Origin of the sequence: Corallococcus carmarthensis (assembly GCF_003611695.1) — a bacterium.
Classification (GTDB): Bacteria; Myxococcota; Myxococcia; order Myxococcales; family Myxococcaceae; genus Corallococcus; species Corallococcus carmarthensis.
Map to the genome: position 1 here is coordinate 20,865 of NZ_RAWE01000015.1, position 23,470 is coordinate 44,334.

The window sequence follows — 23,470 nt, forward strand, 5'->3', positions numbered from 1 at the left end:
GGCTTCGTACTTCACGGAAAAGCCCGGCCAACCCTCGCGGGCGCCGGGCATTTCACTCCTCCAAAGCGATATCGCCCTTGTGTTCCGGCGACATGCGGGCGGTGGCAGAAATGGACCGCATGGTCTTCATTGGGTGAACCATAAGTGGGCTGGTTCAGATATCCGGGCGGGCAGGATGTCGTACCCGTTATGGGATTGGCATAGGCTCCGTTTGCGTGCCAGCCAAACATTCCTGCGAAATCCGCGATCGGTTCAGTGGTTCCATCCGCGAAGCGACCACAGAAGAACAGGGGATGATCGATGTAGGCAGTCCACAGCAGCTGGTATGGGGCATAGCCCGAGGGACAGGAGTCTGAACCTGTATAGGGGTTCACATAGGTTCCACCCTGGCGGTAGCCATACATGCCCCCGAAGAGCATGTGCACATCCGAGGAGATGTTGACTTTCGCTCCGCCGCAATAATTCCAATAGCCGTCGACGATGATGAACACCTTCTGTCCCGCGGACAGCTGGGTAGTGACCGAAGATTGGAGCATGCCATTCGAATCGTCGTTGCATCCGAACGACTGGATGGTGTTGTTGTAGGGACGGACTTCCAGGACGGTGTCGAAGTTCGAGCCCTGCGTGGTGAACGTGTAGTTGGCCGTCCACGGCGGCGTCCCAGGCCAGCAGGCCGCCCATAGGCAAGCTGCCGGTAGGGCGAATCATGCGCGGCGGCGGCCCCCCCAGGAGCAGGCCCACTAAAAAGACAGCCACGACTGGGATGATTTTCGACGGGTTGCGCATGGGGGAGCATTGCACCCGGAAGAGGGCTTCTTCAGAAGTCCCCTGCCCTGCAATCGATGCACGCGCCCGCGTCAGGTCCGCCGTGCCGTCAGCCCATCGGAACGGACGCTCGCGTCAGACCCGGGCACGACTTGTCTTCCGCAAAGCCTTGGCCAACTTCCCCCGCCAGTCACGACCGCGAAGGCCGCGGTCCGCATGCAAGGAGTTGGGGTCATGGGTAGACGCGTTCGCAGGATGTCAGTCCTTCTGGGGGCAACGGTGTCGGCGCTGGCGCTGACGGGATGCGGAGGGGCCCTGGTGGAGGAAGACTCCGCGACCCTGGAGGCCACGGCCTCGGAGGTCGTGGCGGCCGCGGACCCCTGGGTGCCCTGCGGAAATGCGGCGGATCGCGTGAAGGACATCCGCCCGGGGCCTGTGGGTTCGGCGCCGGCGGAGCTGACCAAGAGCACCAGCGTGCTCGTCTTCTCCGCGGACAACGGCGTGAATGGTCGCGAGCCCTGGTTCAGCTCGGGCGAGCGTTCAGGCACGAGGCTGGGGAAGGACATTCGCGCGGGGGCGCCGGGTTCGGATCCGATGTTCTTCACGCAGCTGGGCGGCACCACCTTCTTCACCGCGGACGACGGCGTGACCGGCCGCGAACTGTGGAAGACAGACGGGACGTCCGCTGGAACGACACGGGTGTTGGACCTGCGGCCGGGGGCCCTGGGCTCCTCACCCGACAACCTGACGGTATTCGGGGGGAAGCTCTACTTCACCGCGGACAACGGGGTGAACGGCGAGGACCTGTGGCGCACCGATGGGACGTCCGCTGGGACGGCACGGCTGGGCGGCCTGCTTCCGGCGGGCACGACGGGGTCCGGCTACGCGCTCGCCACGGCGGGCAACTTCCTCTACATCCGCTATTACTTCAGTGGAGATGACGAGTACGGCTTCTCCCTGGTGAGGACGGACGGGATGGCCAGTGGGTTCGTCCATCTGGTGGATGCTCCCGAGGACAACTCCATCAGCGATATGACGGCGGTAGGCAACCGGCTCTTCTTCGTCCAGAACAACGACGAGCCGGAGTCGAGCCTCAACGTGACGGATGGCACGCCCGCGGGCACGCGCGAGCTGCTCACGTTCCCCCAAGCACCGCATGACCTGGTCGCCTTCGGAGGGCGGCTCTACTTCGCCTCCGGGCCGGGCGCATACGAGCCTCCGGACTACGCGGGTGACGAGCTGTGGCGGAGCGACGGCACCGTGGCGGGCACGAAGCTCTTCAAGGACATCCGGCTGGGTGCCTTGGGTTCGGAGCCGCGAGAGCTGACCGTCTTCCAGGGCCGCCTGTTCTTCACCGCTGACAACGGGGTGAACGGCCGGGAGCTGTGGCGGAGCGACGGCACCACGACCGCCCTGATCCACGACGTCGCACCGGGAGCCAGGAGCTCCTCGCCGGAGGGCCTGATGGGCCACGGGACGCGGCTCTTCTTCAGCGCCAACACGACGGGCCGGGGGCGTGAGCCGTGGATGCACGACGAGGCCACCTCCTCCCCCACCGCCACGCCCCTGGTTGAAATCGCGCCAGGGCCGGCGTCCTCCTCGCCAGGCCGGTTCATCCGCTCGGGCTGGGACCTCTTCTTCGTGGCGAACGATGGCGCCACGGGCCCGGAGCTGTGGGCGCTGGCCTTCCGGCCACCGGAGGCGTGCCTCGCCGGAGTCCGGAGATAGCGGCAGGGCTTCCGGAGGTTTTGGCTTGGGCCTCCGGAGCCACGGGCAGGAATGGGTCGGGGCCTGATGACTCCAGACATCAGGCCCCCGACTCCAGTCACCAGGGCCGCGGCCCTCGCTTCGACGTAACCCCCTGGAATCCATGAAGGGCAGGCCGGCCAAGGGCCGTGAAATGGTGGGCACGCGGGGTGCAGTAGGGGTGGTCCGTCGCTGCACACCACTCCCGAGGCCCTCCCATGAAGCTGCGCTCCTCTTCGTTCTCCAAGCCTTCCTTCTCGTCCGGCCCCAGCTCCTCCACCTCCCGCCCGCGCAGCGACAGCCTGCCGGCCAGGCCGGAGACCGCGAAGCCGAAGCCCCTGGCGACGCCCGCGCAGTTGCAGGATGGCAAGAACAACCTCAAGCCCACCGACTACGGCGTGGTGGACCCCAAGCTCCAGGGCATCCGGACCCGCCGTGACAGCGGCCAGTCCGGCGCGCAGTTCGCGGACTTCACGCAGGACGTGCGCAACTCCACCAACCGCCTCACGAGCAAGCCCGTGGGCAACCAGATGCTGAACGACATCAACGGCCGCACCCAGGCCGTGAACCCCGGCGCCACGGGCACGCAGAGCAAGCCGCTGACGGCGATGGATGTCTACTCGGGCCGCAACTCAGCGCTGCCCAACTCGCATGTGCCCCGCAACGACGGCACCCTGTCGTCCACCCGCCCGGCGTACCGCTACGACGGCCAGCCCGGCGCCGGCACGGCCAGCGACGTGAAGTACAACGAGAACGGCGGCGGCCAGCGCTTCAACAGCCTGGGCCACGAGTCGGTCCACGCGTGGCGCGCGTCCAACGGCGTCCAGGTGAGCCCCCTGGCGGCCAGCAAGCACAGCGACGCGGATGTCTTCAAGAAGTACCCGTCGCACTCGACCGACATGAAGGAGACCGTCGACGACCGCCTGCGCCTGCGGGAGGAGTTCGAGACCATCGGCCTGCGCCCCACGCCGAACAAGACGAACAACCCGACCGAGAACGCCATCCGCGCCGAGCACGGCCTGCCGTCCCGCCAGGACTACTCGGGCCTGAAGCCCGACGGGAACAACAGCAACGACGTGGCCTTCAAGAACTACGACGAGGGCACCGACGCCCGGAACTTCTTCCAGAAGCTGTCCGGCCAGCCGTCGCCCTTCCAGAAGATCGTCGGCGACCTGGAGAAGTGAGCCCCCGGGGTTCAACCACGCGCACGCGGGCTGCGTGGCGATGAGCCTCGGGTCGAACCCGGCTGGCCACACCCATGTGCTCCGGGCGGCGCGGAGCTCACGCGAACCGCTCGCGGAAGGCCCGCAGGTTGGGCCCGTCCCCTCCCCGCTCCCACACCGCGAACACCACGCGCTCGAAGACGCCGGGGAACGCGTCCAGGGCGCGGGCGAAGGCGTCCGCCGCGTCGTGCGGGTCGTTGCGGAAGGCGCCGCAGCCCCACGCGCCCAGCACCAGGTGGCGGTACCCGTGGTGCGCCGCCACCTGGAGCACCTTGACGGCCCGCGCGTGCAGCACCTCGCGCATGCGGGGCAGCAGGTGCGGTGCGTTCTGTACCGCCGAGCCTGCGTTGGGCGCGGGCGCGGTGATGACGGACACGCCAAAGGGCTTCTCCAGCAGCGTGAGCCCCTCGTCGCGGAAGAACGGCACCCGTGGCGAATAGATGACGTGGTCCGTGTACAGCGGTGAGGACTCCGCGCGGTTGGCGGCGTAGTACTCGCGCTGCGTGAGCAGGCACGGGTAGAGCGCCGAGCAGCGCGCCAGGTCCTCCTCCTGCGCCTTCGCTCCGCCCAGGAAGCCGCCGCCTGGATTCTTCGCGGACGCGAAGTTGAGCGCGACGACGTCCGCCACCCCTTCCGCCTCCACCCACCGGCGCGACGCGGCGCCCGTCTTCTCTGGCGTGACCTCGATGCGAAGCGCGGCACCTCCCGCGCGAGGCTGGGGCCGGGGCAGCCGCGCGAAGTCGCCAGGCCGGTAGAGCACCGTCCCGTGCAGTGCGTACTCCACCTGCTCCCGGAACCGCACGGGCCGCCCGGATGGCGCCACGTACTCGCCCCGCTCCACGATTCCCACCGTCTCCTGCGCGACCCCCTTCAGCGACATGTCACTCTCCCTGGCTGGCTGTTGCCGGGATCTGCCCGGCCGCCTTCGTGTACATACAACACGAAGACTGACAGGTGGACCTGACATGCGGCCGGTGGCGACTCGCAGGGGGCAGCCGCCGGAGCATGCTTTCGCCGGCGCGCCGGGCTCGGCGCCAAGGCGGACATCCATGGGCCACCAGACGGCTCGGCGGTCGAACCGGTGAGTCTTTGTGCCCGGTGGCCCCACCCCCAACGTCCTGAGACAACGGCCGAAGACGTGTGGCGAAGCGGCCCGGCGTCCGGGGCATTTCTCGCGCCCCAGGAGGTGCTCATGACAGACACAGGTAGCAGCAGATGGCCGAGGAAAAGGTGGGGGGGGCCCCTGCTCGCCCTCCTCCTGGGAACGACCCCCCTGCTCGGGGGCGCGCAGCAGGCGAAAGCACCTACCGAGTCCACCGAGCCCGCCGCTCAAGTCGACCCCCAGGCGCGGCGCATCCTGCGCCAGATGAGCGACTTCCTGTCCGCGCAGCGTGAGTTCACCGTCCGCACCGAGGGGACGCTCGATGAAGTGCTCGGCTCGGGGCAGAAGGTCCAGATGCAGCGCTCGGGCGACGTGCGCCTGCAGCGGCCCAACCGGCTCCGCGTGGACCGCACCGGAGACCTGGCCAAACTTCACCTCTTCTACGACGGCCGGCAGTTCACCCTGCATGGCGAGCGCGCCAACGCCTATGCGACGACGCCAGCCCCCTCCACCCTGGATGCAACGATGGACATGGCCTCGCACCAGCTCGGATTGGATACGCCCGGGGCGGACCTCCTCGTCAGCAACCCCTACGCCGCCCTCACCGAGGACGTGTGCTCCGGGAGCTATCTCGGCCGCTCCATGGTGAACGGCGTGCCCGTGCACCACCTGGCGTTCCGCAACAGCGACGGTGTGGACTGGGAGTTGTGGGTCGAGGACGGCCCCCGGCCCCTGCCACGCAAGTACGTCATCACCTCCCGGGACCTGCCGGGATCGCCGCAGTACTCGGTGAGCCTGTCCGAATGGAACCTGGCGCCCCAGCTCACCCAGGAGCAGTTCCAGTTCACTCCCCCACGCGATGCAGTGCGCGTGTCGTTCGTCGCACCGGACTCGCAGGGCGGGGCGCAGCAAGGAGGCTCGAAATGAGGTTGCACGGGCGCAGGCCCCGCCAGCGGGCGGCGGCGATGTTGCTGGGGCTCTTCTTCCTGGGAGAGATGCTCCCGGAGGTGGCCCTGGCCCAGAATTACGGCACGTCGCGCCGGGTGGCGCGGCGCACCTCGCGACGCACGGCCACCCGTCATGACGCCTATTACGGCGGCACGAGCACGGCCGTGGTGGCGGCGGTGCCGGCGGGCGCGCAAACCGTCACGGCGCTCCCCGCGGGCTGCGTGGCCTCGGCGGTGAGCGGCATCACCTACCAGCAGTGCGGCGGCGTCCGCTACCGCCCCTACTACCAGGGGGAGAGCCTCGTCTACGTCGCCGAGTAGTCCCGGCGTTCAGGTGAGCACGCGGCCCGGGGGCTCCTCTTCGCGCCCCCCGGCCAAGCTGAACCTGACGCGCAAGGGACTCCAGCGCTTCGTTCCATTCTGGCAACAATGAAGTGTCCGGTCGCAGTCTGGTTGCGACAGGGCAACAACGGCATCTTGCGTTCCAGACCCCGGAGCCGCGCGGAACCAAGTTCGCGCCGCCCGCTGGAAGGAACGCACCATGAAGACCCTGACGCCGTCCTGGAAGTCCTCCTCCGTCCTCCGCACCGCCACCGCCTGGCTGGCCCTGGGACTGGGGGGCCCCATCGCCTGCTCCAGCGCGGAGGAGGAGCTGGAGCGCTACCAGCAGGAGGAAACGCAGGAGGCCGCGCACCTGGCCACGTTCGACACGCTGGACTTCGACGTGTTCACCCACCAGGACTGGGGCCGGCTCCAGCACAGCCACGCGCAGGACGTCATCGTCCACTGGCCGGACGGCCATCAGACGCAGGGCATCGACGTGCACATCGCGGACCTGAAGGCGATGTTCGTCTACGCGCCGGACACCCGCATCGAGGTGCACCCCATCAAGCTGGGCTCCGGCGAGTGGACCAGCGTCGTCGGCATCATGGAGGGCACCTTCACCCAGCCCATGCCTCTGCCGGACGGCTCCTCCATCGCCCCCACCGGCAAGTCCTTCAAGCTGATCATGAACACCGTCAGCCACTGGAAGGACGGCGTCATGACCGAGGAGTACCTCTTCTGGGACAACCAGTCGTACATGCAGCAGATCGGCCTGGCCCCCTGACGCGCTGACCGGGCGAAGCCGCCTCAATAGAGGCAGAAGCACTCGCCATACATGCACTTGTCGCTGGGCCGGCGCTGCGTCACCCAACAGCTCAGGTCGCACACAACCGAGTCGCATGGCAGCGAGGCGGTGTCGAACAGGAACACGTACACCAGCAGTCCCCCCAACACCAAGGCAACGCCGGCGGCGATGAAGAGCATGGCCCTCGCCGCCTTCTTTCGTGTCATGCGATCCAGCTCCCCTCCATGGGTGTGGCGGGACGGTAACGCCTCCGCGCGCCACTTCGGTGGAATTCCGGGGTGGAGCCGCAGTCACGCCCTGGGCCCTGCTCCACGGGGGTTCCCCCGTGATAGGGTTTGAAGTCCACCCGAAGGACTCCCAGGGATTTCCCCATGAAGCTTTCTCTTGCAGCGATGGTGACGTTGGTCGGCCTTTCCCTCCTGGGGTGCGGAGGCCCGGCCCTTGAAGACACGATGGGCCCCGAGGCCGAAGCGCGGACGGTGTCCCAGTTCGGCACCTGTACGGCGACCTGCGCCGGGGGATCGTCGGTCTCCTGTACGGGCACCACCTGCTCGTCGACCGACAACCAGGGCGTGACGTGCGACGGAGTGTTCAAAGGGTGCGCGTCCTCGTGCGGCGGACTGCCGTCGTGCAACCTGTACTCGAACCAGAAGTGCACGACCCCGAACGCGACCAAGGCCTGCTGCAACCCCACGACCCAGAGGCCGGACTCGCTGCTGTGCTCGGGCTCGGTGACCTCGGGCTACCGCTGGCTCTATTACTAGCGCCGCCTCAAGCCTCGGGTCCTCCCTGAATCAAGGGAGGACGCCGTGCTGGCGGTACCACGTCCTCACGCGCGAGAGCATCGTGGTGTCGAAGGGAATCTGGTCATGCGTGTAGCCCGCATAGACATACAGCGCGTTGGGCGTTCCGTTCGCGGCGAGGATGGACTTCAGCGTCTGGTCCTGGGAGAGGGGAACCACCGTGTCCGCGTCTCCATGGTGGAGCTGGTACGGCGTGGTGATGTTCCCAGCCGCGTCCGGCCGCGTGGAGTTGGGCCCCGCGCTCACCCCTCCCGCCGTGTGTGACGCGGCCCGGAAGTCCGCCGGGTGGGTCCCCAGCAACTGGCCCGTGACGAAGCCGCCCATGCTGTGGCCGTGCGCGGCCACCCGGGTGAAGTCGACGTTGCCCACGCAGGACAGCAGATCGCGCGCCTTGTGCGCCCGCAGCACGTTCTCCTCGGAGGCGCCCTCGTCCCCCTCGGGCAGGGTGCCCGCGGCGTCGGCCGCGTGCGTGTACGTCGTGCCCATGGCCACCAGTCCCCAGCCCACCATCGTCCGGGCCACGTTCGCCGAGTAGCCCCGCGCCGTGCCGCCCTTGCCGTGGCTGATCACCACCGCCGGGAAGGGCCCCGTCCCCGTCGCCGGCTTGAACACGATGCCCTTGAGCACGTAGTGCACGCCCTGGTCCACGGAGTCATAGGTCCAGGTCGCGCCCGTGCTGGCCGCCGGATTGCCGGCGACCTGGAACCTCGAACACACCGCCTCCGGCGTCGAGGGCGCGACCGCGGGCTTCAGCACCGCGTCCAGGAAGCCAGCGGTGGCGTCCTGCACCGGCGTGCTCACCCACCCTGCCCCGCCGTGGCCCGCGCCCACCACGTCACGCTGGACGACGCAGCGGCCCGCGGTCTCCATGGCGGACGCCAGCAGCAGGCTCTGCTCTCCAGGGACGGTGCAGTCCTGGTCCCCGTGCAGGACGAGCATGGGCGGATCCCCAGCGCCCACGTGGGTGACCGGACTGGCCAGCGCCACCGCCCCCTGGCAGCTGGCGTCTCCCACCGTGCAGCCTACGAGCTGGCTCTCCGGCGAGTCCGGTTGGCTGTGCCGCGCCGAGCCCGGGCCACAGCCTCGCGCCAGGAGCTGCGAGTCCATCCGCGCGAAGTCCGTGGGGCCGTACCAGTCCACCACCGCCTGCACCGCGCTGGACACGCCCGCATTGCCCTGCAATGGGTCTTCCAGCCCCGCGACGCCGCGGCTCGTTCCCGCCAGTGCCGCCAGGTGGCCGCCAGCCGAGCTGCCAAATGCGGCGAAGCGCGACGGGTCCAGGCCGTGGGCCGCCGCGTTGGCGCGCAGGAACCGGATGGCCGCCTTCACGTCGTGGAGCTGCGCCGGGAACACCGCGACGTCACTCAGCCGGTAGTCGATGGACGCCACCGCGTAGCCCCGGCACACCAGCCGCCGGGCCTGATTCACGTCCAGCCGCGACCCTCCGAGCCAGCCGCCGCCGTGGATCCACACCACCGTCGGGAACGGGCCGCTGCCTGTCGCCGGCCGGTACAGGTCCAGTTGGTGCCCCTCACCGCTGGCATACGTCAACGTCAGCGGGGTCGCCGTGGCGTCGGCGCAGGTGGACGCGGTCGTCCCGTCCGGCACCAGCGGCCCGCCAGGCAGCCCCGCCGGACAGGCCGAGGCCAGCCCGCGCGCGGAGGCCGCCGGGGCCGGAACCTCCACGTCCGAGCCACCTCCACACCCCGTGAGCCACGCCGCCACCACGCCGAAACCCCACGCGAAAACCCTCTGGGTACGCCCTGCCTTCATGCCGTCGCCTCCGTGCGGGGCCGAGCCGGTAGGACGACAGCCGGCTCGCCACGCGTTTCAGGCCTCACGCAAAATGCGTGAAATCCATGAATAGGAGCAACACCCGGCACGGCGGGAAGTTGCGGGGCAGCGCCTCAAGCCACCGCCGGCCCGTCCCAGGGAACGGACCGGCGCCAGGCCTGGCCCTCAGCGCCCGGAGTGCACGCTGACGGTGCGCCCGTTCAGCGGCTGCAGGGGGCGGTTGTTCGGGTTGAGGTGCGGCAGCCGCTCGAACGCGGCGATCTGCGCGTCGGACATCTGGATGGGCTGCTTCATCACGTACCACTGGAGCCCCTGGGTGCACGGGGGCGTGGTGAGTGAACCCGCGTACTGGAAGAACGCCTTGTCGTGCGGCAGCAGCGCGCTCGCGTTGAGCAGCGCCCCCGCGGGCGCGCTCTCCTCCCCCATGTGCCGAGGCAGGTTCCGGAAGGCCGTGAACAGCGCCGCGTTCACCGCGCCTTCCTCGATGAGGACCCCGACGACCAGGGCGGGCGTTCCGTTCGCGTCCGTGTGCACCAGGTGCAGTTCCAGCGGGTACTCCACGCCGTCCTTCGTGTGCTCGCTGGGCGTGTGGAAGTGGAACTGCGCCAGCTTGTACTCGTTGGCGCCCACCCGGACGGTGCTGCCGCTGTCGTAGGTGAACTGCACCGTGTGCCCCGTGTTGAGCATGCGCACGCGGCTGGTGGCGTAGTGGAAGCTGGGAGCGTCCAGGTGCGGGTGGGCGGCCCCCGCCGTCACCAGCGCGATGGGCGACTGCGCCACGCCCTGCGCGCAGACCGCGTCGCCCGGCAGCTCGCCCCAGTGCTCCGGGCTCAGGGTCTGGTCGTAGCCCCAGTGCGCCTCATCGCTGCTCGTCGCGATGGAGGCGCGGGCCCCCTCGTCGGCGAAGGCACTCGGGGCAAGCAACAGGGAGGACAGCAGCGCGCCCCGAAGGGCACGCACGGAGTCGGTGCGGGAGAGCAACATGGGTGTGGAGTCCTTTGATGCAGGCGTCAAACGCAAGCAGGGCATCCCTGGCATCCATCCAGGGACACCCCGCGGCTCACGCTCGGAGGGCCTCGGGCAGGGCCGGACGAACGCGGCGTACGTTGTGCCTTGAAAATTCCACAAAGTACAGATTTCTAATTATTTCTAATTAATCGGCTTTGTCACGGAGAAGCAACAACGCGACGGGCAATGGCAGACACCTCCGCCAGGAGAGCCCTCCACCTCACGCGGACCCATTCGGCGAAGACGGAACCGGCGGCAGGGCGCGCGTGTCCAACGCGCGACTTTTTCCCGAGCAGGAGCTCACGCCTGATGAAGCAGAACCTGAAGCAGTGGCTGGCCGTGGTGTGCATGGGAGTGGCCGGGGTGTCCGCGACCGCCTGGGCGGACGTGGGGACGCCGGTGGACTGCGGCACGGTGGAGTGCGAGGCCATCCGCGAGATGCGGTCCATCTACTCGGCGGAGTTGGGGTATTTCGGGGAGTACGATGTCTTCACCCTGACCCTCGCCAGCGCCGGTTTCGCGCCCGCGGCGTGTCCGAACGGCAGCCGCGCCCCCTCACCGGGAGCGGGCTGGGTGTCCGGGTGCAATTTCTCCTACAAGGTCACGGGCATCACGCCGCATCCGTCGCCGAGCTTCACGGCGGTGGCGCAGGGAGTGGCGGGGACGGCGTCCGCGGGCATCACGCTCCAGATTGGCACCCACCCCGTCTCCGGCCGCCTCTTCTGGCTGGAGCGCCAGGGGGTGCGCCGCTACGTGGACTCCGCGGAGTGCCAGTCGCAGCAGTCCTTCACCTGCGAGGCCCAGCTGCGGGAGGCCCGGTTCAACATGGGCTACATCCACGTGGTGGAGCAGTCGTACTTCGCGGAGAAGGACCAGTACTCCACCAACCTGACGGCGATCGGCTTCGTGCCGGAGGGCTGTCCGAATGGCACCCGCGCGTCCGTGCCGGACGCGTCCTGGGTGGGAGGCTGCCGGTTCATCTACAAGGTCACGCTGAACGGAACGACCGGCTTCACCGCCACGGCGAAGGCCGTGACGGGTGCCACGGAGGGCACCGTCCTGACCCTCACGCAGACGGGACAGACCGTCGTCACCCCGTCGTATCCGGCGTCGTGCCAGTAGGCTGATGGCTCAGGGGCCGTGGTCGGGATGACACGGCCCCGCCAGTCCTCAACGGCACCCGGCGGCTTCGCCGATCAGCTCCGTCACGACGTCCGGGTGGCTGATCATCGCGACGTGGGAGCTTGGGATTTCGACGTCCTGGGCGCCAGCGCGCTTGGCCATGACACGCTGGGCCTCGGGCGGGATGGTGTGGTCGTCGCTGGCGATCAGATACCAGGACGGGAGGTCCTTCCACGCGGGCGGGCCGGAGGGGTTCGCGAAGATGGCGGCGGCGGCCGGGCGTTGGCTGGCGGCGAGCACCGCCGCGTCCATCTCGGAGAGGTCGCCCGCGAAGAGCTGGCGGAAGAAGGCCGGGTCGATGTAGCCGTCGGCATCCCCGGTCGCGGCCCCGGGGAAGGGGCGCAGGACGAGGTGGTCGCCGAGCTCGGATTGGCCCCCGCCGAGCGCGTTGGCGGCCAGGAGGGTCTCTCCCTCGTCGAGCGCGTACGCGGCGACGTACACGAGCGCCTTCACGTTCGGGTTCCCGGTGGCCGCGTTCGTGATGACCGCGCCGCCATAGGAGTGGCCGACCAGCACGACGGGGCCGGTGAGGGTGCTCAGGAAGGACCGCAGGTACTCCGCGTCCCCGGCGATGCTGCGCAAGGGGTTCGCGAACGCGTAGACCGTGTAGCCCTCATGCTGCAGGTGCGCGATCACGCCAGCCCAACCGGATGCATCCGCGAATGCGCCGTGGACGAGGACGACCGTGGGCTTGTCACAAGCGTCGGCCGGCTGCTCGTCACTGCCGGCAACGGCGTTGGGTGAAGGCGTGCAAGCCACCAGCAGTGCCCCGAGGGCGCAGAGCAGGCCCCACCGGCGCAGGTTCCGTTGCGTGAAGCGCTGAGCATCCATGGGCCCCTCCGAGGATTCGAGTCGCCCTGAGGGTGGGCGGCGTCCCTGGACGTGCCAACGCGGACCGCGGTCCAAGCCCTGGTGGGCCGGCCGCGTGTCCTCGAATGCTCAAGAAAGGCGCGCTGGCGCCCGAGGCCTGGGGCCTAGGGCGCGCTCATGGGTGCCGAGTAGTGCACCGGCGGTGATTCACCTGGGAAGGTGGGGATCCGCTCGAGGAACTGCTCGTCCACGAAGCACCAGGCCCAGTCCTCCCCGGGCTCGAACGACTTCATGACCGGGTGGGCGCTGGCGTGGAAGTGCTGGGTCGCGTGACGTGACGGCGAGTCGTCGCAGCAGCCCACGTGCCCGCAGGACAGGCACATCCGGAGGTGGAGCCAGTCCCCTCCGTCCTTCAGACACTCCACGCATCCGTGGCCGCTGGGATGGACGGGAGCCGTCCGGCGATGCTCGGTCGCTTCCAGGTGGGAACAGACCTTCTTCATGGCTCGCGCTCCGTGTTGGGCCATCTGTCCGATGGCTTCATGGTGTCGAACATGGGGATGCGAGGGGGCCCGTGGCAACGCGCGTGGGGGCGGAGGCCAGACAGGCATGCAGCTGCGCCACCACGGCCGCGCCCTCGCCTATCGCCGCGCCCACCCGCTTGACGGAGTCCGAGCGCGCATCGCCGATGGCGAACACGCCAGGCAGGCTCGTCTCGAACGCGAACGGCGCCCGCCCGATGGCCTCCCAGGTCTCCGCATGGAGCGGCGCCTCGCCGAGCGTCGTGCCCGTGCGCACGAAACCCTTCGCGTCCAGCGCCACACCGCAGCCCTCGAGCCACTCCGTGGCTGGGTCCGCCCCGATGAAGAGGAAGAGGTGGTGCACGTCGTGCTCCTCCTCCCGCCCGCTGGGCCGGTGCCGCCAGCGCACGCGCCGCAGGCCGCGCTCGTCCGAGCCCGCCAGCTCCACCACCTCCGTCTCCATCACCTGCTCGATGCGAGGCGACGCGGCCAGGCGCTCGACGAGGTAGCTGGACATGCTCGCGGCGAGCTCCCGGCCGCGCACCAGCACGCGGACCCGACGCGCGTGGTTCGCGAGGAACACGGCGGCCTGGCCCGCGGAGTTGCCACCGCCGACGAGCACGACCTCCTCGCCGTCGCACATGCGCGCCTCGATGGGGCTGGCCCAGTAGAAGACCCCACGGCCCTCGAACCGGGCGAGGTTCGCGAGCGCGGGACGGCGGTAGCGGGCGCCGCTGGCCACCACCACGGTCCGCGTGCGCACCTTCCGCCCATCGGTCAGCTCCAGCGTGAGCGGCGCGCCAGGGGCCGCGCAGTGCAGGGAGGCAACCTCCGCCGGGATGGCCATCTCCACTCCGAACTTCTGCGCCTGCACATAGGCGCGCGCGGTCAGCGCCTGGCCGGTGATGCCCGTGGGGAAACCCAGATAGTTCTCGATGCGCGCGCTCGCGCCCGCCTGTCCGCCGAAGGCCCGTTGATCCAGGACGAGCACCCGCAGCCCCTCGGAGGCCGCGTACACGGCGGTGGCGAGCCCCGCGGGACCCGCGCCCACCACGGCGACATCATATTGCGTCTCGAAGGCCCCCTCCGGGAGCAGGCCGAGCGCTCGGGCCAGGGCGCTCTCCGAGGGGTTCTTCAGGACCGAGCCATCGGGGCACACCACGAGCGGGAGCTCCTCCGCGCGTGGCGAGTAGCGCTCGAGCAGCGAGACCGCCTCGCCCCCCTGCGCCGGATCCAGCGCGCGGTACGGGTGGCCATTGCGCGTGAGGAAGCCCTCCAGGCGAACCCTGCCCGCGCCCTCGGAAGGGCCCACCAGGACGGGTCCACCGGCGCCTGTCTCGAGCAGGCCCACGCGGCGCAGGATGAGGGCGCGCATGATGCGCTCGCCGAGGTCCGCCTCCGCCACGAGCAGCGCACGCAGCCGGTGCGGGGGGATGACCAGCGCCTCCACCTCCCCCACCGCGTGAGCGTCGACGAGCGAAGGGCGTCCGGAGAGCTGGGCCACCTCACCGAGGAACTGTCCCGGGCCCTCCTCCACGATGAGAATCGAGTTCCCCAGGCCATCGCGCCGGGAGAGGGCCACGCTGCCCTGGGTGAGCACGAGCATCCCGGGGCTCGGTTGCCCGGCGGCGAAGATGCACGCTCCATCGCCAAAGCGCCGGACCTCACCGAAGCGCTGCATGCGCTCGAGGTCCCGGGCGTCCAGCACGGGGAACATCTGAGAACGGCGCGACTCGAGGTTCGGAGGCAGGGGAGCGGGAATCATGACCGTGCCCAATGAATGGGCATGGGACACGCGGACGACATGAACCCGGCCGGGCGTTCCACCGGCCGGCCGCCCGCTCTCCACGACACCGCCGTCACCGGGGGAGCGACTCCAGGGACTGGATGGCCTCGAAGAGGACCGCGAGGAACTCGGGGTCCGCTTCCTCCGCGTCGAAGCCCTCCCGGTGCTCCAGGAGCAGCGGCAGCAACGACACGTCCTCCAGCGCCTGGGCCGCCTCCACGTCCAGCGTCGTGACCACGCCCCCCTCCAGCACGCGCCGCAGCGGCTCGAGGGCGCGCGCGTCCTTGCGCAAGGCCAGCCCCAGGAGCGCCTCCCCGCGAATCTTCGGGTGGGCTTCGGAGAGCCGGTCCACCAGCGCCTCGCGCAGCTCCGGCGTGTCCACCTCCCGCGCCTGGGAGCCGAGCGTGAACGTGGCCCACTCGCGCACGGTCTCGTCGGGATCGCGGGAGAGCTGGATCAATGCCTGGAGCGCCTGGGCGTCCCGGTGCTGCGACAGCCCCATGACGACGCCGAAGCGGACGTGGGCGTCCGGGTGGTCCTTCAGGGGAAGGAGCGCGGGCACCGAGCGGGGATCGCCCAGGTGGCCCAGGGCCGCGGCCATCGCCTCCAGCACGGCGGCGTCCTGCTCCTTCGCGAGCGCCGGCAGGAGGACATCCGTGAAGCGGGCGACGCGCTCCGGGAGCCGGTGCCGGAACTCCAGTTGTGACAGGACGTTCGCGCCGCGGCCCCGCTCCTTCGGGGAGGAGGACTGGAGCCACGCGGCGGCCCGCTGGAAGACGTCCTCCCCGCCGCGGTGGTGCAGTTGCCAGATGGCGCGCCACGCGCCCGGGTCTTCCTCATCACCCTGGAGCGTGAGGGCGAACAGCTCGTCGGTGGAGAGGTCATCGGTGGGGGTCACCATTCGGCCACGTATCTCGCCCAGCGCCAGGAGCTGATGGCGTCCGAGAGCAGGTACACCTTCTTCATGAGCGGGACGTATTCCCCATCCAGGCCCCAGGCCCTCACGATGTCCACCGAGGACATGGCGTCCACGCCTTTCACGAACGCGTTGTTCATCCGCGTCCGCAGCCGCATGAGGAGGTTTCCCGGTCCCTGGCGATAGACGAGGATTTCCCCGGACTGATAGCGGTCCAGCGGCCCTGTGTTGAACTTCAGGTTCGAGCGCAGGAAGACCACGTGCTGGACGCTCGCGTCCTTGAGCAGCGCGCAGGCCAGTTGCGCCAGGATGGGATAGAGCTGGCTGTTCGGCATCTCCCCGCCGAACTTGGTGAAGTCCACCACCAGCAGCATGGGGACGCTGTCGTCCACGCCCAGCGCGCCCAGGTACTGCGTCAGCATTCCGGCGATGACCGAGCCCGGGTTCGGCGCCTGGAGCCCCGGCTTCAGCAGCTTCGTGTGCAGGCTGTCCGACAGGTTCACCCAGACCTGCGTGCCCGCCACCATCCCCATGGGAACGTCGGGCTCGTTGAGGAAGCCCCCCATGTAGAACTCGAAGTAGGGAACGAAGGGGTCCAGGGTGTCCGGGCTCGGGGTGACCTCGTGGACCTGGTAGTTCATCTTCAGGAGGGTCTCGCTCAGGATCTTCCCGGCGCCCATGCCCGTGGGCGCGTAGATGCGGTTGAAGTCCTGGGGAAGCTCGCCCGTGGGAACGTTCTGGAGGACCTCGTGGAGGGCCGTCTCGTCGGTCCCCACGGAGGGCTTCCAGTGGCTCGCCAGCTCCGGCAGCGACCCCAGCGCGGCCTGGAGCTCCGTCAGGGTCAGGCAGGTCGCGCCCATGAAGGCCAGCTCCCACAGGGAGGACTCCAACACCCAGATGTAGTCGAAGGCGCTGAGGTCGCCGGACCGGGCCTTCAGGATGTCCAGCTTCATTGCCCGCCGGTGGATGCGGCCCTGCACGAAGCGGAAGAAGGCCGCCAGCCCCGCCTGGCCGTCCTGTCCCGCTTTCTTCCCCGCGGCATGGGCCAGCACGTTGGCGACCTCCGCCAGTTGCCGGACCCAGGCGAGGGCCAGCGCGTGGCCGCTCTTCTTCGCGACCGCCAGCAGCGCCTCCACGTGGCGGATCCGGACGCCGCCATATCCCTTGTAGCCCTTCCGGTGCTCCGACTCCGTCGCCAGCGCCTGCCTCAGCAGCCCCAGCAGGTGGAGGAGGTAGGTTTCATCCAGGGAATACGCGCCCAATGACAGACGGGTGCCGTCGTATTCGGGGCCGCCCCCTTCCGCCTTCCACGACGTATAGGACGGCTCGGAGAACCCGAATGAACCCATGTATGAGTATTTGATGCGCGAGTCCTGGGAGCCACCTCCTCCGCTGGGAAAGCGAGGGTCGCTGAGCGTGCGCAGCGGCGGGGATTCGTGGCTCTCCGTCAGGGTCAGCGGGAAGCTCGCCGTGAAGCGGCTCGGGGGGACGTACTTCCCGGAGGGGTCACCCGCCTGGAAGGCGAGCAGGTCCTGATTGCCCGGGAGCGCCAGGCCCCGGGTCTGGATGATTCCCAGCAGTCCCCGGAGGACGAACGGGAGCGGATCCTCGAAGGGCCGCAGGTACACGTCCGCCGTGCCTCCCCCGTCCTCCAGGCTCCGGAGCAGGTTGGACACCTTGCGGGCCCGCCCGCCACCCGAGGTCCGGTAACCGAGCATCGCCAGGTTGATGAGGAACTGGCCATGCTCCCCACCCAGCTCCTTGGTGAGCGCCTTGAGCAGGTCCTCGACCCGGCCCTTCTTGAGCGCCACCTCTTCCTTCGTCTTCGTGGGCAGGGCCCGGGATTCCCGCGCGAACTGCTTCCGGTCCGCCTCGAAGCCTTCCGACCCCACCTCCCGGCCCTTGTGGACGATGCACTCGTACGCGGCCCAGAGGATGCTGAACTGCTCCTGGTCCCCGTCCTTCTGCTTGTCATCGATGGCTGACCGGGGCACCCAGGGATTGCCTTCCACCGAAGGCTTCGGGGCGGCCAGGAGCGGCGCCTTGCAGTCCACGCATTTCCCGGGGAACGGACTCGAGAACTCCTTGCACTCCGGACAGGTGTACATGCGCGAACTATAGGAGGTCTGGAGGCCCGCTGTGGAGGGAGGCGGCGGGGCACGCCTACCCTCTCCCTTCAACCACGCAATGGCAGCCCGGCGGAGACCGTCTCCAACCGCAAGCGCCCGTCCTGGAGCTCCACCACGGCGTGGCCATCCGGTGCATCCGGGAGGTTGACGTGGAAGGTGCCCCGGTACCAGCGGGCCCTGCCCCCTCCCGACGCAGGCACGGGAAGCCGTTCCCTCAGTGCCTCGGGAAGCGAGGACGCGGCGGCGGCGAGGCGCGCCTCGGCTTCGGCGGGTTCGCGGATCGCGAAGTCATCCCATACACATCCGTAGGGCGACCCCATGTGCCCTGACACCGTGAGGTCCGCATCCAGGGCCGAGGCGAGCAACGCCACCAGCGGCGCCTTTCCGGGGCTCACGTGCGTCACGAGCACCCGGACCTCTCCTGGCACCCGGGGCTGAGCCGAGTCCAGCAGCGCGGTGATGTCGCGAGCCGTCGCGTGAATCTTCCCGCGGCCTCCGTCGATGGGGGCGTCTTCCGCGAGCAGCCCGGGAAGCAGGTTGCCCCCGAGCCCGAAGAAGCGGAGCGGTCCATGCGTCCCCGTTCCCAGCAGCGTCAGGTTGGGGACGTGCTGTCGCCCCGCGAGGAGCGAGGCGACGACGGCGCCATCCTCGTGATTCCCCCAGATGCCGAACGTGGGCAGCGTGAATCCCCTGCCGGCCCGCAACCATTCCGCGAGGTCCGACAGGGGCAACTCCTGGCGGATGAAGGCACGGAGGGCATCGCCCTTCAGCTTCTTGGCCCGCTTCTTCACGTCCGCGGGCAGGTTCGAATGAACCACGCGCAGGAAGAGCTCGCGGGACTCGACGCGGTCCGCGCTCCCATGGTCATAGAAGCCGAAGTCTCCCGCGTGCAAGACTGCGTCGGCCCGCGCTTCCTTCGCGAGCCGCTCGACGATGTCCAGGTGGCCGTGGGTGTCGGAGATGAGCAGCAAGCGCATGACGTGCGTCCTTTCGAGGAAACCACGATGGCATCAGGGCAGCCGCGCCAGAACGGACAGAAAACCGGACACCGCGCGACCGCGTCCCAGTCCCCCGTCGGCTACACGTGGTCCGACTACGTCGAAGCCCTGGTGACGGAGCACGGCTCCCTGGCCGCGGTCGCCTGGAAGCTCGTTGAACGGGGCCTGGCGGAAGACACCACCTCCGTGGAGCGAGCCCTCCGGCGCCTGCGGGGCCGGGTACAGCGGGACGGCGGACTCATTGGACAGCGGCTCCTGCGCGTCTTCGGGGTGCCCGCCACCGTCGAGGCCCAGGCCCGATGGATGGGCACGTACCACAGCCCCTTCGGCGACCTGCCCGTCCGGCTCTGTCTCGACCAGCTTCGCCTCTGGGAACGCCCACCGCTCTCCGAGTCGAGGGCGCGCGTCTGGATTCTCCTGGGACTGGCGGGTGTGGCGTTGCGCCAGCGGGCCTTCGACGATGCGCGCACCCTGCTCGACGGGGCCGCGGCGCTCGCGGACTCCCCGGCGGCGCGAATCGAACACCACCTGGCGACGAGCTATCTCCTGACGCGCCTCGATTCGAACGTGCAACGCGCGGAGGCCGCCGCGCGCCCCCACCTGGAGCGCGCCCGGAGTCTCCTCGACGCGTCACGGGCGGAGCTGGACCCCACGGATGCCGCCTGCTTCCAGGCCCGCCTGGTCGACCACGAAGCCTTCGACGCCAACCGCCGGGGGGACTCCGCCGCGGCGCTCGCGTTGTACCGCTCCCTGCCCACCGAGGACGTGCATCCCTTCGCCAGCTATCGCCGCGACGCCGGGCTCGCGTTCGGCCTCCATCGTCTGGGCGAGCATGGGGAAGCCCTCCGGCTCGCGCATCGCGCCTGTGAGCATGCGGGCGATGGGGGCTATGTCCGCTTGCGCGTGATGGGCCTGCTGATGGTCGCTCGCATCCAGGGCGCTCCGGATCATGCAGGCACGCTGGCCCGGGCCGCCGCCATCGCGCAGCGGCTCGAGGACCCCGAGCTGCGAGTCCGCATTGAACGTGCGCGGGAGCGGACGCCCCAGGCCGGCGTGAAATGAATCACCGGCCCCAGGGCATCGCGGGACGAGGCTACGGCGCGGTGAGGCTGGAATCAGGGAGGCAAGGATGAGGGGCTTTGGAAATCGGTCCGCGCTGGGTTCGGTGTTCATCGTGTTCCTGGGCGCGGTCGTGCCTCGGGTGAGCAGCGCCGCGCCTCCGGCTCAAGAGGGGCTCGAACTCAAGCGCTTCAAGGCGAGCGAAACGACCGATGCGATGTATGTCCTGCGCGCCACGGGCTGCCGCAAGGCGGGCGACACCTGCCAGCTCGAGCTCGAACTGAGCGAAGGGTCCGGCACGAAGCGCAAGGCGAGGCTGCCCGACGGCATGGCTCACGAGATCCAGCAGGAGTCCCAAGGGGCTGCCTCCTCCGAGAGCTGGACCTCGGGCGAGGAGGAGCGGAACGTCACGACCTCCGTCCAGCCGGTGCGGCTGGAGGCCGGGGCGTGGGGACTCCTCGTCACCCAGCAGGGCGGGTTCGAGCATGTCCATCGCCGGCACCGCCTCTACGCGGTCAAGGACGGAGGGGTCACGGAAGCCTGGAATGGGGATGAGAACTTCGCGGGTCCGGAGCAGTCCCACGTCGGCCCGTACCCGCTGGCACCGGGCTCACCGGTCGAGGGCTTCTACAGGGAGTATGCGTTTCTCTCCGCCGATCCCGAGAGCGGCGAGCCTGATCAGTGGAAGCTCGACGCCTACCGCTGGGATGCCGCTGACCGCAAAGCGGTGAAGGAGCTCCGGCGCCGGCCCGAGCGCTACGCGGCCATCATCGGAAGCTTCAAGACGGCCCGGGAAGCGATTGCGTATCGCGGCGGCGCGCAACTGGATCAGTTCTGCGCGAGCGGGTTCCTGGTCCTGGAGAGCACGCCGTTCAAACGCCTGACGCCGGGGCTGTTCATCGTGACGACAATCCAAGCGGAGAAGAAGGCAGCGGAGGCCGCGCTGAAGAAGGCATACACCTGCAATCCGAAAGTCTCGGGTTACGTCAAGGCGCTCTGACCCGGTAGATTGGTGGGATGACCTCTCGCCTCCTGTTGATTATGGCCGTTTGCGTTCCATTGCTTGCTTCGGCCCGGGAGCCGAAGCCGCGCACGTACGACATCATCATCGTCGGAGGCGGAAAGACCGAAGCGGAGGCCCAGGCCGCGCTCGACCGGCTGAAGGCCCAGGTGCTCTGGGTTCGCGTGGCGCAGCCGAGCGGGGGCTTCCTGGCCGTGGAGAAGTCCGACGACTACCCCGGGCTCAACAAGGGGCTGTACATCGCCGTGCTCGGACTCTGTGCCCGGGACGCGGAAGTGGTCGAGGACATCAAGCGCTTCATGAAGGCGCTCAAGGTGCATGCGCCCGGGGCGTACTCCAAGAGCATCAAGGGCCAATATGGCGACCCGTGTCCTCCATCAGGTGCCTTCACGCCGCCAGACGACGAAGAGAAGCCGTTCCTGGAGCGCATCGCGAAGGAGCCGAAGTCCGCGGAGGCCTTCTTCGCCTACGGCCTGTTCCTCAAGAATCAGGGCCGCCTGACCGAGGCCGACGCCATGGCCGGCCAGGCGTTGAAGCTCGACCCCAACCACGCGGAGGCCAAGGCCCTGGCCCATCTGCTGATGGTGTTGCTGACCGATTGAGACGTTGCCGCCGCCCCCGCAAGGCGAGGGCGGCCAGCCAGTGTCCGGAAGGCTCAGGGCACGGCGCTCACGTCCACATCGATGACGCGGGGCTCCTCGGTGCTCGTCGTGCCGGTGACCGAAGGCATCACCGCGGCCACCTGGAGCGTCAGCGCCCATTCACCCGTGGAGAGCTGGGAGGGCACGTACTTCCAGGAGAGGTGCACGGCCCCCGTGGTCTCCCCCTCGGCCGCCAGCGCCTCACGCGCCCGCTGCTCGATCTGCGCCGTGGTCAGCCGCGTCCGCAGCAGGTGGCCGGAGCGGGCCAGGGGCGGCCAGCTGATGAGCGCGCGCTGGAAGCTGCCATCCGGCCCGTGGGACACCACCGCGCGATGGCCCTCCACGCGGATGCCATTGATGGCGCGCATCACGAAGGTCTTGTGTCGGTGGAGCGCGGGCGCTTCGACGACGCCGTTGTCCTCGCTCTGGCTGAAGGACTTCACCTGCCGCACCGCCCCCAGCTCCGCCGTGGGGATGCCCCAGCGCTGCAGGCGTGCCAGGGCGATCCGCTGCAACACCGCGGGGTCCTGCGGTGTCTCCGGGCCAGCGCCCACCTTGTTCAGCACCAGCGCCTGGCCTTCGGACGGGTCGCGCTCGATCTTCCAGGTCTGGGACTCCATGTCCAGGCGGGTGCCCACCGGCACCTCCGCATGGGAGAAGGGCTCGGTCGTTCCCACCAGGGAGCCCTGCAATGCGGCGGCATCAAACGCCGTGCGGGGAAGCAGCGTGGTGGGGATTCCTCCGGTGGGAGGCGTGGCAAGCGCCGTGGAATCGAAGATGAAGCCGACGGTCGCGCGGGCCACCTGGGTGGTGGGGGCGGCGGCGGGCTCCATGACGGCGCCGCTGTCGCAGCCAGACGCGGCGGCGAGCGGGAGGACGGTCAGGAATCGGATCAGCAGATGGGTCTTCATGGCGGTTCGTTCTTTCTGGGCGAAGGCGATGGAGGCAGCGGTCACTCGGGCAGCTTCTGCCCGTTGTCGGGGTCGCAGCCCGCCACGTAGAAGTAGGTGGAGGCGACCTTGCTCCCGGTGTTCTTGCGGTCCCGCCAGCCGCCAGCCTCGAACATCGCCACGCGCGCCGCCTTGGTTTCACCGAAGACGATGGACACCGGGCAGTCGTCGTTGTTCTTGCCGATGTCCCAGTCGTAGGCCTCGTCGATCCAGTTCTCGCCCACGCCATCGCTCCGCGAGTCCGCCACGTAGCGCCTCACGTAGCGCTTCACGAAGTTGCCGCACGACGAGTCACCGTGAAAGGCGTTCCACATGCTGAAGCCGCTGGTGGGCGTCACGAGCTGCCGGTACCCGCCCTGCTTCCAGACCTCGAAGTCGCCAGACTGGCAGGCCTTCACGACGGCGATGTTCAGCTTGCCGTTGTTGCCCAGGCTCATGTGGGCGTCCGTGATGGCCGCGCACGAATCCACGTCGGTTCCCATCACGAGCCAGCTGCGCAGGAGCGACTCGTTGTGGCCGCCGTGGGTGTGCACGAAGAAGACGTCCGCGTCGTCCACACCGGCATTGGCCAGGGTGTCCTTCGCGTCGGCCGCGGACGCCTTCGAGGCGTCGGTCCAGAGGTCCGCGCGCGCGCTCGAGTTGTTGAGGGTCCGGACGTCCGACCAGAGTCCGGAGCTCACGAGCGAGTTGAAGTAGCCCGCGAACTCCGCCGCCGTCTTCGTATGCACGGAGTGCGAGGAGGCATCGCACTGCCCCGCGCCTCCGAAGTTGGCGATGCCGTAGACATGGGTTTCGTTCGCCAGCGCCGCCGCGGGCAGGAGCAGGGCCCCCGCGAGTGCCGCGCCCGTCCACTGTTGCGTTTGCTTCCGGAGTCTCATGGTCCGTCTCTCCCCCGTCCGGGGTGTTCGTGGTGGCCTCAAGGCCCGGGGAGCGCGCGGTG

General features: G+C 69.2%; 23 protein-coding genes. 10 read left to right on the top strand and 13 right to left on the bottom strand.

What is annotated here, in order from left to right; genetic code table 11:
- Nucleotides 1–11 precede the first annotated feature (11 nt).
- Entirely contained in the window at nt 12–491 is a 480-nt protein-coding gene (locus D7X32_RS44865; protein WP_147450049.1) for a hypothetical protein, read from the bottom strand.
- A gap of 529 nt (nt 492–1,020) precedes the next feature.
- On the opposite strand from D7X32_RS44865, the gene D7X32_RS06825 reads away from it, so the two are divergent.
- The gene (locus D7X32_RS06825; protein ID WP_147450050.1) at nt 1,021–2,493 is read left to right on the top strand and encodes an ELWxxDGT repeat protein; all 1,473 of its coding nucleotides are present in this window, start codon (nt 1,021–1,023) and stop codon (nt 2,491–2,493) included.
- 236 nt (nt 2,494–2,729) lie between these two features.
- Complete coding sequence (locus D7X32_RS06830) at nt 2,730–3,695, top strand: M91 family zinc metallopeptidase (protein WP_120601691.1); 966 nt, start codon at nt 2,730–2,732, stop codon at nt 3,693–3,695.
- A 97-nt stretch (nt 3,696–3,792) separates the two neighbouring features.
- On the opposite strand, the gene D7X32_RS06835 is transcribed toward D7X32_RS06830, so the two are convergent.
- Nucleotides 3,793–4,614, bottom strand: coding sequence for a TIGR02452 family protein (locus D7X32_RS06835; RefSeq protein ID WP_120601692.1), 822 nt, complete (start codon nt 4,612–4,614; stop codon nt 3,793–3,795).
- Between the two features lie 312 nt (nt 4,615–4,926).
- Between D7X32_RS06835 and D7X32_RS06840 the strand changes: the two genes are divergently transcribed.
- The 3 genes from D7X32_RS06840 (at nt 4,927) to D7X32_RS06850 (ending at nt 6,891) form a co-directional block, all read left to right on the top strand.
- Nucleotides 4,927–5,763, top strand: coding sequence for a DUF2092 domain-containing protein (locus D7X32_RS06840; protein ID WP_120601693.1), 837 nt, complete (start codon nt 4,927–4,929; stop codon nt 5,761–5,763).
- Nucleotides 5,760–6,104 carry a hypothetical protein gene (locus tag D7X32_RS06845; RefSeq protein ID WP_120601694.1) on the top strand — a complete coding sequence of 115 codons (345 nt, stop codon included), beginning with the start codon at nt 5,760–5,762 and terminating at the stop codon, nt 6,102–6,104. The genes D7X32_RS06840 and D7X32_RS06845 overlap by 4 nt, the downstream gene beginning before the upstream one ends.
- A gap of 220 nt (nt 6,105–6,324) precedes the next feature.
- On the top strand, nt 6,325–6,891 hold the full coding sequence (locus tag D7X32_RS06850) for an ester cyclase (protein WP_120601695.1): 567 nt from the start codon (nt 6,325–6,327) through the stop codon (nt 6,889–6,891).
- Nucleotides 6,892–6,914: 23 nt separating this feature from the next.
- On the opposite strand, the gene D7X32_RS06855 is transcribed toward D7X32_RS06850, so the two are convergent.
- Nucleotides 6,915–7,118: a hypothetical protein gene (locus D7X32_RS06855; protein WP_120601696.1), complete on the bottom strand. Its 204-nt coding sequence runs from the start codon at nt 7,116–7,118 to the stop codon at nt 6,915–6,917.
- 165 nt (nt 7,119–7,283) lie between these two features.
- Between D7X32_RS06855 and D7X32_RS06860 the strand changes: the two genes are divergently transcribed.
- Complete coding sequence (locus D7X32_RS06860) at nt 7,284–7,676, top strand: hypothetical protein (RefSeq protein WP_120601697.1); 393 nt, start codon at nt 7,284–7,286, stop codon at nt 7,674–7,676.
- A 30-nt stretch (nt 7,677–7,706) separates the two neighbouring features.
- Here D7X32_RS06860 and D7X32_RS06865 read toward each other — a convergent pair whose 3' ends face one another.
- Together D7X32_RS06865 and D7X32_RS06870 are read right to left on the bottom strand one after the other, a co-directional pair.
- Entirely contained in the window at nt 7,707–9,488 is a 1,782-nt protein-coding gene (locus D7X32_RS06865) for a prolyl oligopeptidase family serine peptidase (protein ID WP_120601698.1), read from the bottom strand.
- 186 nt (nt 9,489–9,674) lie between these two features.
- On the bottom strand, nt 9,675–10,493 hold the full coding sequence (locus D7X32_RS06870) for a carbonic anhydrase (RefSeq protein ID WP_120601699.1): 819 nt from the start codon (nt 10,491–10,493) through the stop codon (nt 9,675–9,677).
- 333 nt (nt 10,494–10,826) lie between these two features.
- Between D7X32_RS06870 and D7X32_RS06875 the strand changes: the two genes are divergently transcribed.
- The gene (locus D7X32_RS06875) at nt 10,827–11,639 is read left to right on the top strand and encodes a hypothetical protein (protein ID WP_120601700.1); all 813 of its coding nucleotides are present in this window, start codon (nt 10,827–10,829) and stop codon (nt 11,637–11,639) included.
- A gap of 48 nt (nt 11,640–11,687) precedes the next feature.
- Here D7X32_RS06875 and D7X32_RS06880 read toward each other — a convergent pair whose 3' ends face one another.
- The 6 genes from D7X32_RS06880 to D7X32_RS06905 form a co-directional block, all read right to left on the bottom strand.
- On the bottom strand, nt 11,688–12,530 hold the full coding sequence (locus D7X32_RS06880; RefSeq protein WP_120601701.1) for an alpha/beta fold hydrolase: 843 nt from the start codon (nt 12,528–12,530) through the stop codon (nt 11,688–11,690).
- Between the two features lie 143 nt (nt 12,531–12,673).
- A complete protein-coding gene (locus tag D7X32_RS06885; RefSeq protein ID WP_120601702.1) occupies nt 12,674–13,012 on the bottom strand; it encodes a UBP-type zinc finger domain-containing protein in 339 nt (112 codons plus the stop codon).
- 37 nt (nt 13,013–13,049) lie between these two features.
- On the bottom strand, nt 13,050–14,795 hold the full coding sequence (locus D7X32_RS47470) for an FAD-dependent oxidoreductase (protein WP_120601742.1): 1,746 nt from the start codon (nt 14,793–14,795) through the stop codon (nt 13,050–13,052).
- 94 nt (nt 14,796–14,889) lie between these two features.
- Nucleotides 14,890–15,717, bottom strand: coding sequence for a HEAT repeat domain-containing protein (locus tag D7X32_RS47475; RefSeq protein WP_120601703.1), 828 nt, complete (start codon nt 15,715–15,717; stop codon nt 14,890–14,892).
- The gene (locus D7X32_RS06900; RefSeq protein WP_147450051.1) at nt 15,711–17,840 is read right to left on the bottom strand and encodes a hypothetical protein; all 2,130 of its coding nucleotides are present in this window, start codon (nt 17,838–17,840) and stop codon (nt 15,711–15,713) included. The genes D7X32_RS47475 and D7X32_RS06900 overlap by 7 nt, the downstream gene beginning before the upstream one ends.
- 68 nt (nt 17,841–17,908) lie before the next feature.
- Nucleotides 17,909–18,838, bottom strand: coding sequence for a metallophosphoesterase (locus D7X32_RS06905; RefSeq protein WP_120601705.1), 930 nt, complete (start codon nt 18,836–18,838; stop codon nt 17,909–17,911).
- 27 nt (nt 18,839–18,865) lie between these two features.
- On the opposite strand from D7X32_RS06905, the gene D7X32_RS06910 reads away from it, so the two are divergent.
- The 3 genes from D7X32_RS06910 to D7X32_RS06920 all read left to right on the top strand — a co-directional run bounded on the left by D7X32_RS06910 (nt 18,866) and on the right by D7X32_RS06920 (nt 21,541).
- A complete protein-coding gene (locus D7X32_RS06910; RefSeq protein ID WP_120601706.1) occupies nt 18,866–19,921 on the top strand; it encodes a tetratricopeptide repeat protein in 1,056 nt (351 codons plus the stop codon).
- A 67-nt stretch (nt 19,922–19,988) separates the two neighbouring features.
- Nucleotides 19,989–20,918 carry a hypothetical protein gene (locus D7X32_RS06915; protein WP_147450052.1) on the top strand — a complete coding sequence of 310 codons (930 nt, stop codon included), beginning with the start codon at nt 19,989–19,991 and terminating at the stop codon, nt 20,916–20,918.
- A gap of 17 nt (nt 20,919–20,935) precedes the next feature.
- The gene (locus D7X32_RS06920) at nt 20,936–21,541 is read left to right on the top strand and encodes a hypothetical protein (protein ID WP_147450053.1); all 606 of its coding nucleotides are present in this window, start codon (nt 20,936–20,938) and stop codon (nt 21,539–21,541) included.
- A 53-nt stretch (nt 21,542–21,594) separates the two neighbouring features.
- Here D7X32_RS06920 and D7X32_RS06925 read toward each other — a convergent pair whose 3' ends face one another.
- On the bottom strand, nt 21,595–22,491 hold the full coding sequence (locus D7X32_RS06925; protein WP_120601709.1) for a hypothetical protein: 897 nt from the start codon (nt 22,489–22,491) through the stop codon (nt 21,595–21,597).
- Nucleotides 22,492–22,532: 41 nt separating this feature from the next.
- Nucleotides 22,533–23,408 (bottom strand): caspase family protein, encoded by an 876-nt coding sequence (locus D7X32_RS06930; RefSeq protein WP_120601710.1) that lies wholly within the window; start codon nt 23,406–23,408, stop codon nt 22,533–22,535.
- Nucleotides 23,409–23,470: the final 62 nt, after the last annotated feature.

What these genes read in the sequence shown, in the direction of transcription:
- D7X32_RS06825 (WP_147450050.1), top strand. Translation starts at nt 1,021, where the DNA reads ATGTCAGTCCTTCTGGGGGCAACGGTGTCGGCGCTGGCGCTGACGGGA.
- D7X32_RS06830 (WP_120601691.1), top strand. Translation starts at nt 2,730, where the DNA reads ATGAAGCTGCGCTCCTCTTCGTTCTCCAAGCCTTCCTTCTCGTCCGGC.
- D7X32_RS06835 (WP_120601692.1), bottom strand. Translation starts at nt 4,614, where the DNA reads ATGTCGCTGAAGGGGGTCGCGCAGGAGACGGTGGGAATCGTGGAGCGG.
- D7X32_RS06840 (WP_120601693.1), top strand. Translation starts at nt 4,927, where the DNA reads ATGACAGACACAGGTAGCAGCAGATGGCCGAGGAAAAGGTGGGGGGGG.
- D7X32_RS06845 (WP_120601694.1), top strand. Translation starts at nt 5,760, where the DNA reads ATGAGGTTGCACGGGCGCAGGCCCCGCCAGCGGGCGGCGGCGATGTTG.
- D7X32_RS06850 (WP_120601695.1), top strand. Translation starts at nt 6,325, where the DNA reads ATGAAGACCCTGACGCCGTCCTGGAAGTCCTCCTCCGTCCTCCGCACC.
- D7X32_RS06855 (WP_120601696.1), bottom strand. Translation starts at nt 7,118, where the DNA reads ATGACACGAAAGAAGGCGGCGAGGGCCATGCTCTTCATCGCCGCCGGC.
- D7X32_RS06860 (WP_120601697.1), top strand. Translation starts at nt 7,284, where the DNA reads ATGAAGCTTTCTCTTGCAGCGATGGTGACGTTGGTCGGCCTTTCCCTC.
- D7X32_RS06865 (WP_120601698.1), bottom strand. Translation starts at nt 9,488, where the DNA reads ATGAAGGCAGGGCGTACCCAGAGGGTTTTCGCGTGGGGTTTCGGCGTG.
- D7X32_RS06870 (WP_120601699.1), bottom strand. Translation starts at nt 10,493, where the DNA reads ATGTTGCTCTCCCGCACCGACTCCGTGCGTGCCCTTCGGGGCGCGCTG.
- D7X32_RS06875 (WP_120601700.1), top strand. Translation starts at nt 10,827, where the DNA reads ATGAAGCAGAACCTGAAGCAGTGGCTGGCCGTGGTGTGCATGGGAGTG.
- D7X32_RS06880 (WP_120601701.1), bottom strand. Translation starts at nt 12,530, where the DNA reads ATGGATGCTCAGCGCTTCACGCAACGGAACCTGCGCCGGTGGGGCCTG.
- D7X32_RS06885 (WP_120601702.1), bottom strand. Translation starts at nt 13,012, where the DNA reads ATGAAGAAGGTCTGTTCCCACCTGGAAGCGACCGAGCATCGCCGGACG.
- D7X32_RS47470 (WP_120601742.1), bottom strand. Translation starts at nt 14,795, where the DNA reads ATGATTCCCGCTCCCCTGCCTCCGAACCTCGAGTCGCGCCGTTCTCAG.
- D7X32_RS47475 (WP_120601703.1), bottom strand. Translation starts at nt 15,717, where the DNA reads ATGGTGACCCCCACCGATGACCTCTCCACCGACGAGCTGTTCGCCCTC.
- D7X32_RS06900 (WP_147450051.1), bottom strand. Translation starts at nt 17,840, where the DNA reads ATGTACACCTGTCCGGAGTGCAAGGAGTTCTCGAGTCCGTTCCCCGGG.
- D7X32_RS06905 (WP_120601705.1), bottom strand. Translation starts at nt 18,838, where the DNA reads ATGCGCTTGCTGCTCATCTCCGACACCCACGGCCACCTGGACATCGTC.
- D7X32_RS06910 (WP_120601706.1), top strand. Translation starts at nt 18,866, where the DNA reads ATGGCATCAGGGCAGCCGCGCCAGAACGGACAGAAAACCGGACACCGC.
- D7X32_RS06915 (WP_147450052.1), top strand. Translation starts at nt 19,989, where the DNA reads ATGAGGGGCTTTGGAAATCGGTCCGCGCTGGGTTCGGTGTTCATCGTG.
- D7X32_RS06920 (WP_147450053.1), top strand. Translation starts at nt 20,936, where the DNA reads ATGACCTCTCGCCTCCTGTTGATTATGGCCGTTTGCGTTCCATTGCTT.
- D7X32_RS06925 (WP_120601709.1), bottom strand. Translation starts at nt 22,491, where the DNA reads ATGAAGACCCATCTGCTGATCCGATTCCTGACCGTCCTCCCGCTCGCC.
- D7X32_RS06930 (WP_120601710.1), bottom strand. Translation starts at nt 23,408, where the DNA reads ATGAGACTCCGGAAGCAAACGCAACAGTGGACGGGCGCGGCACTCGCG.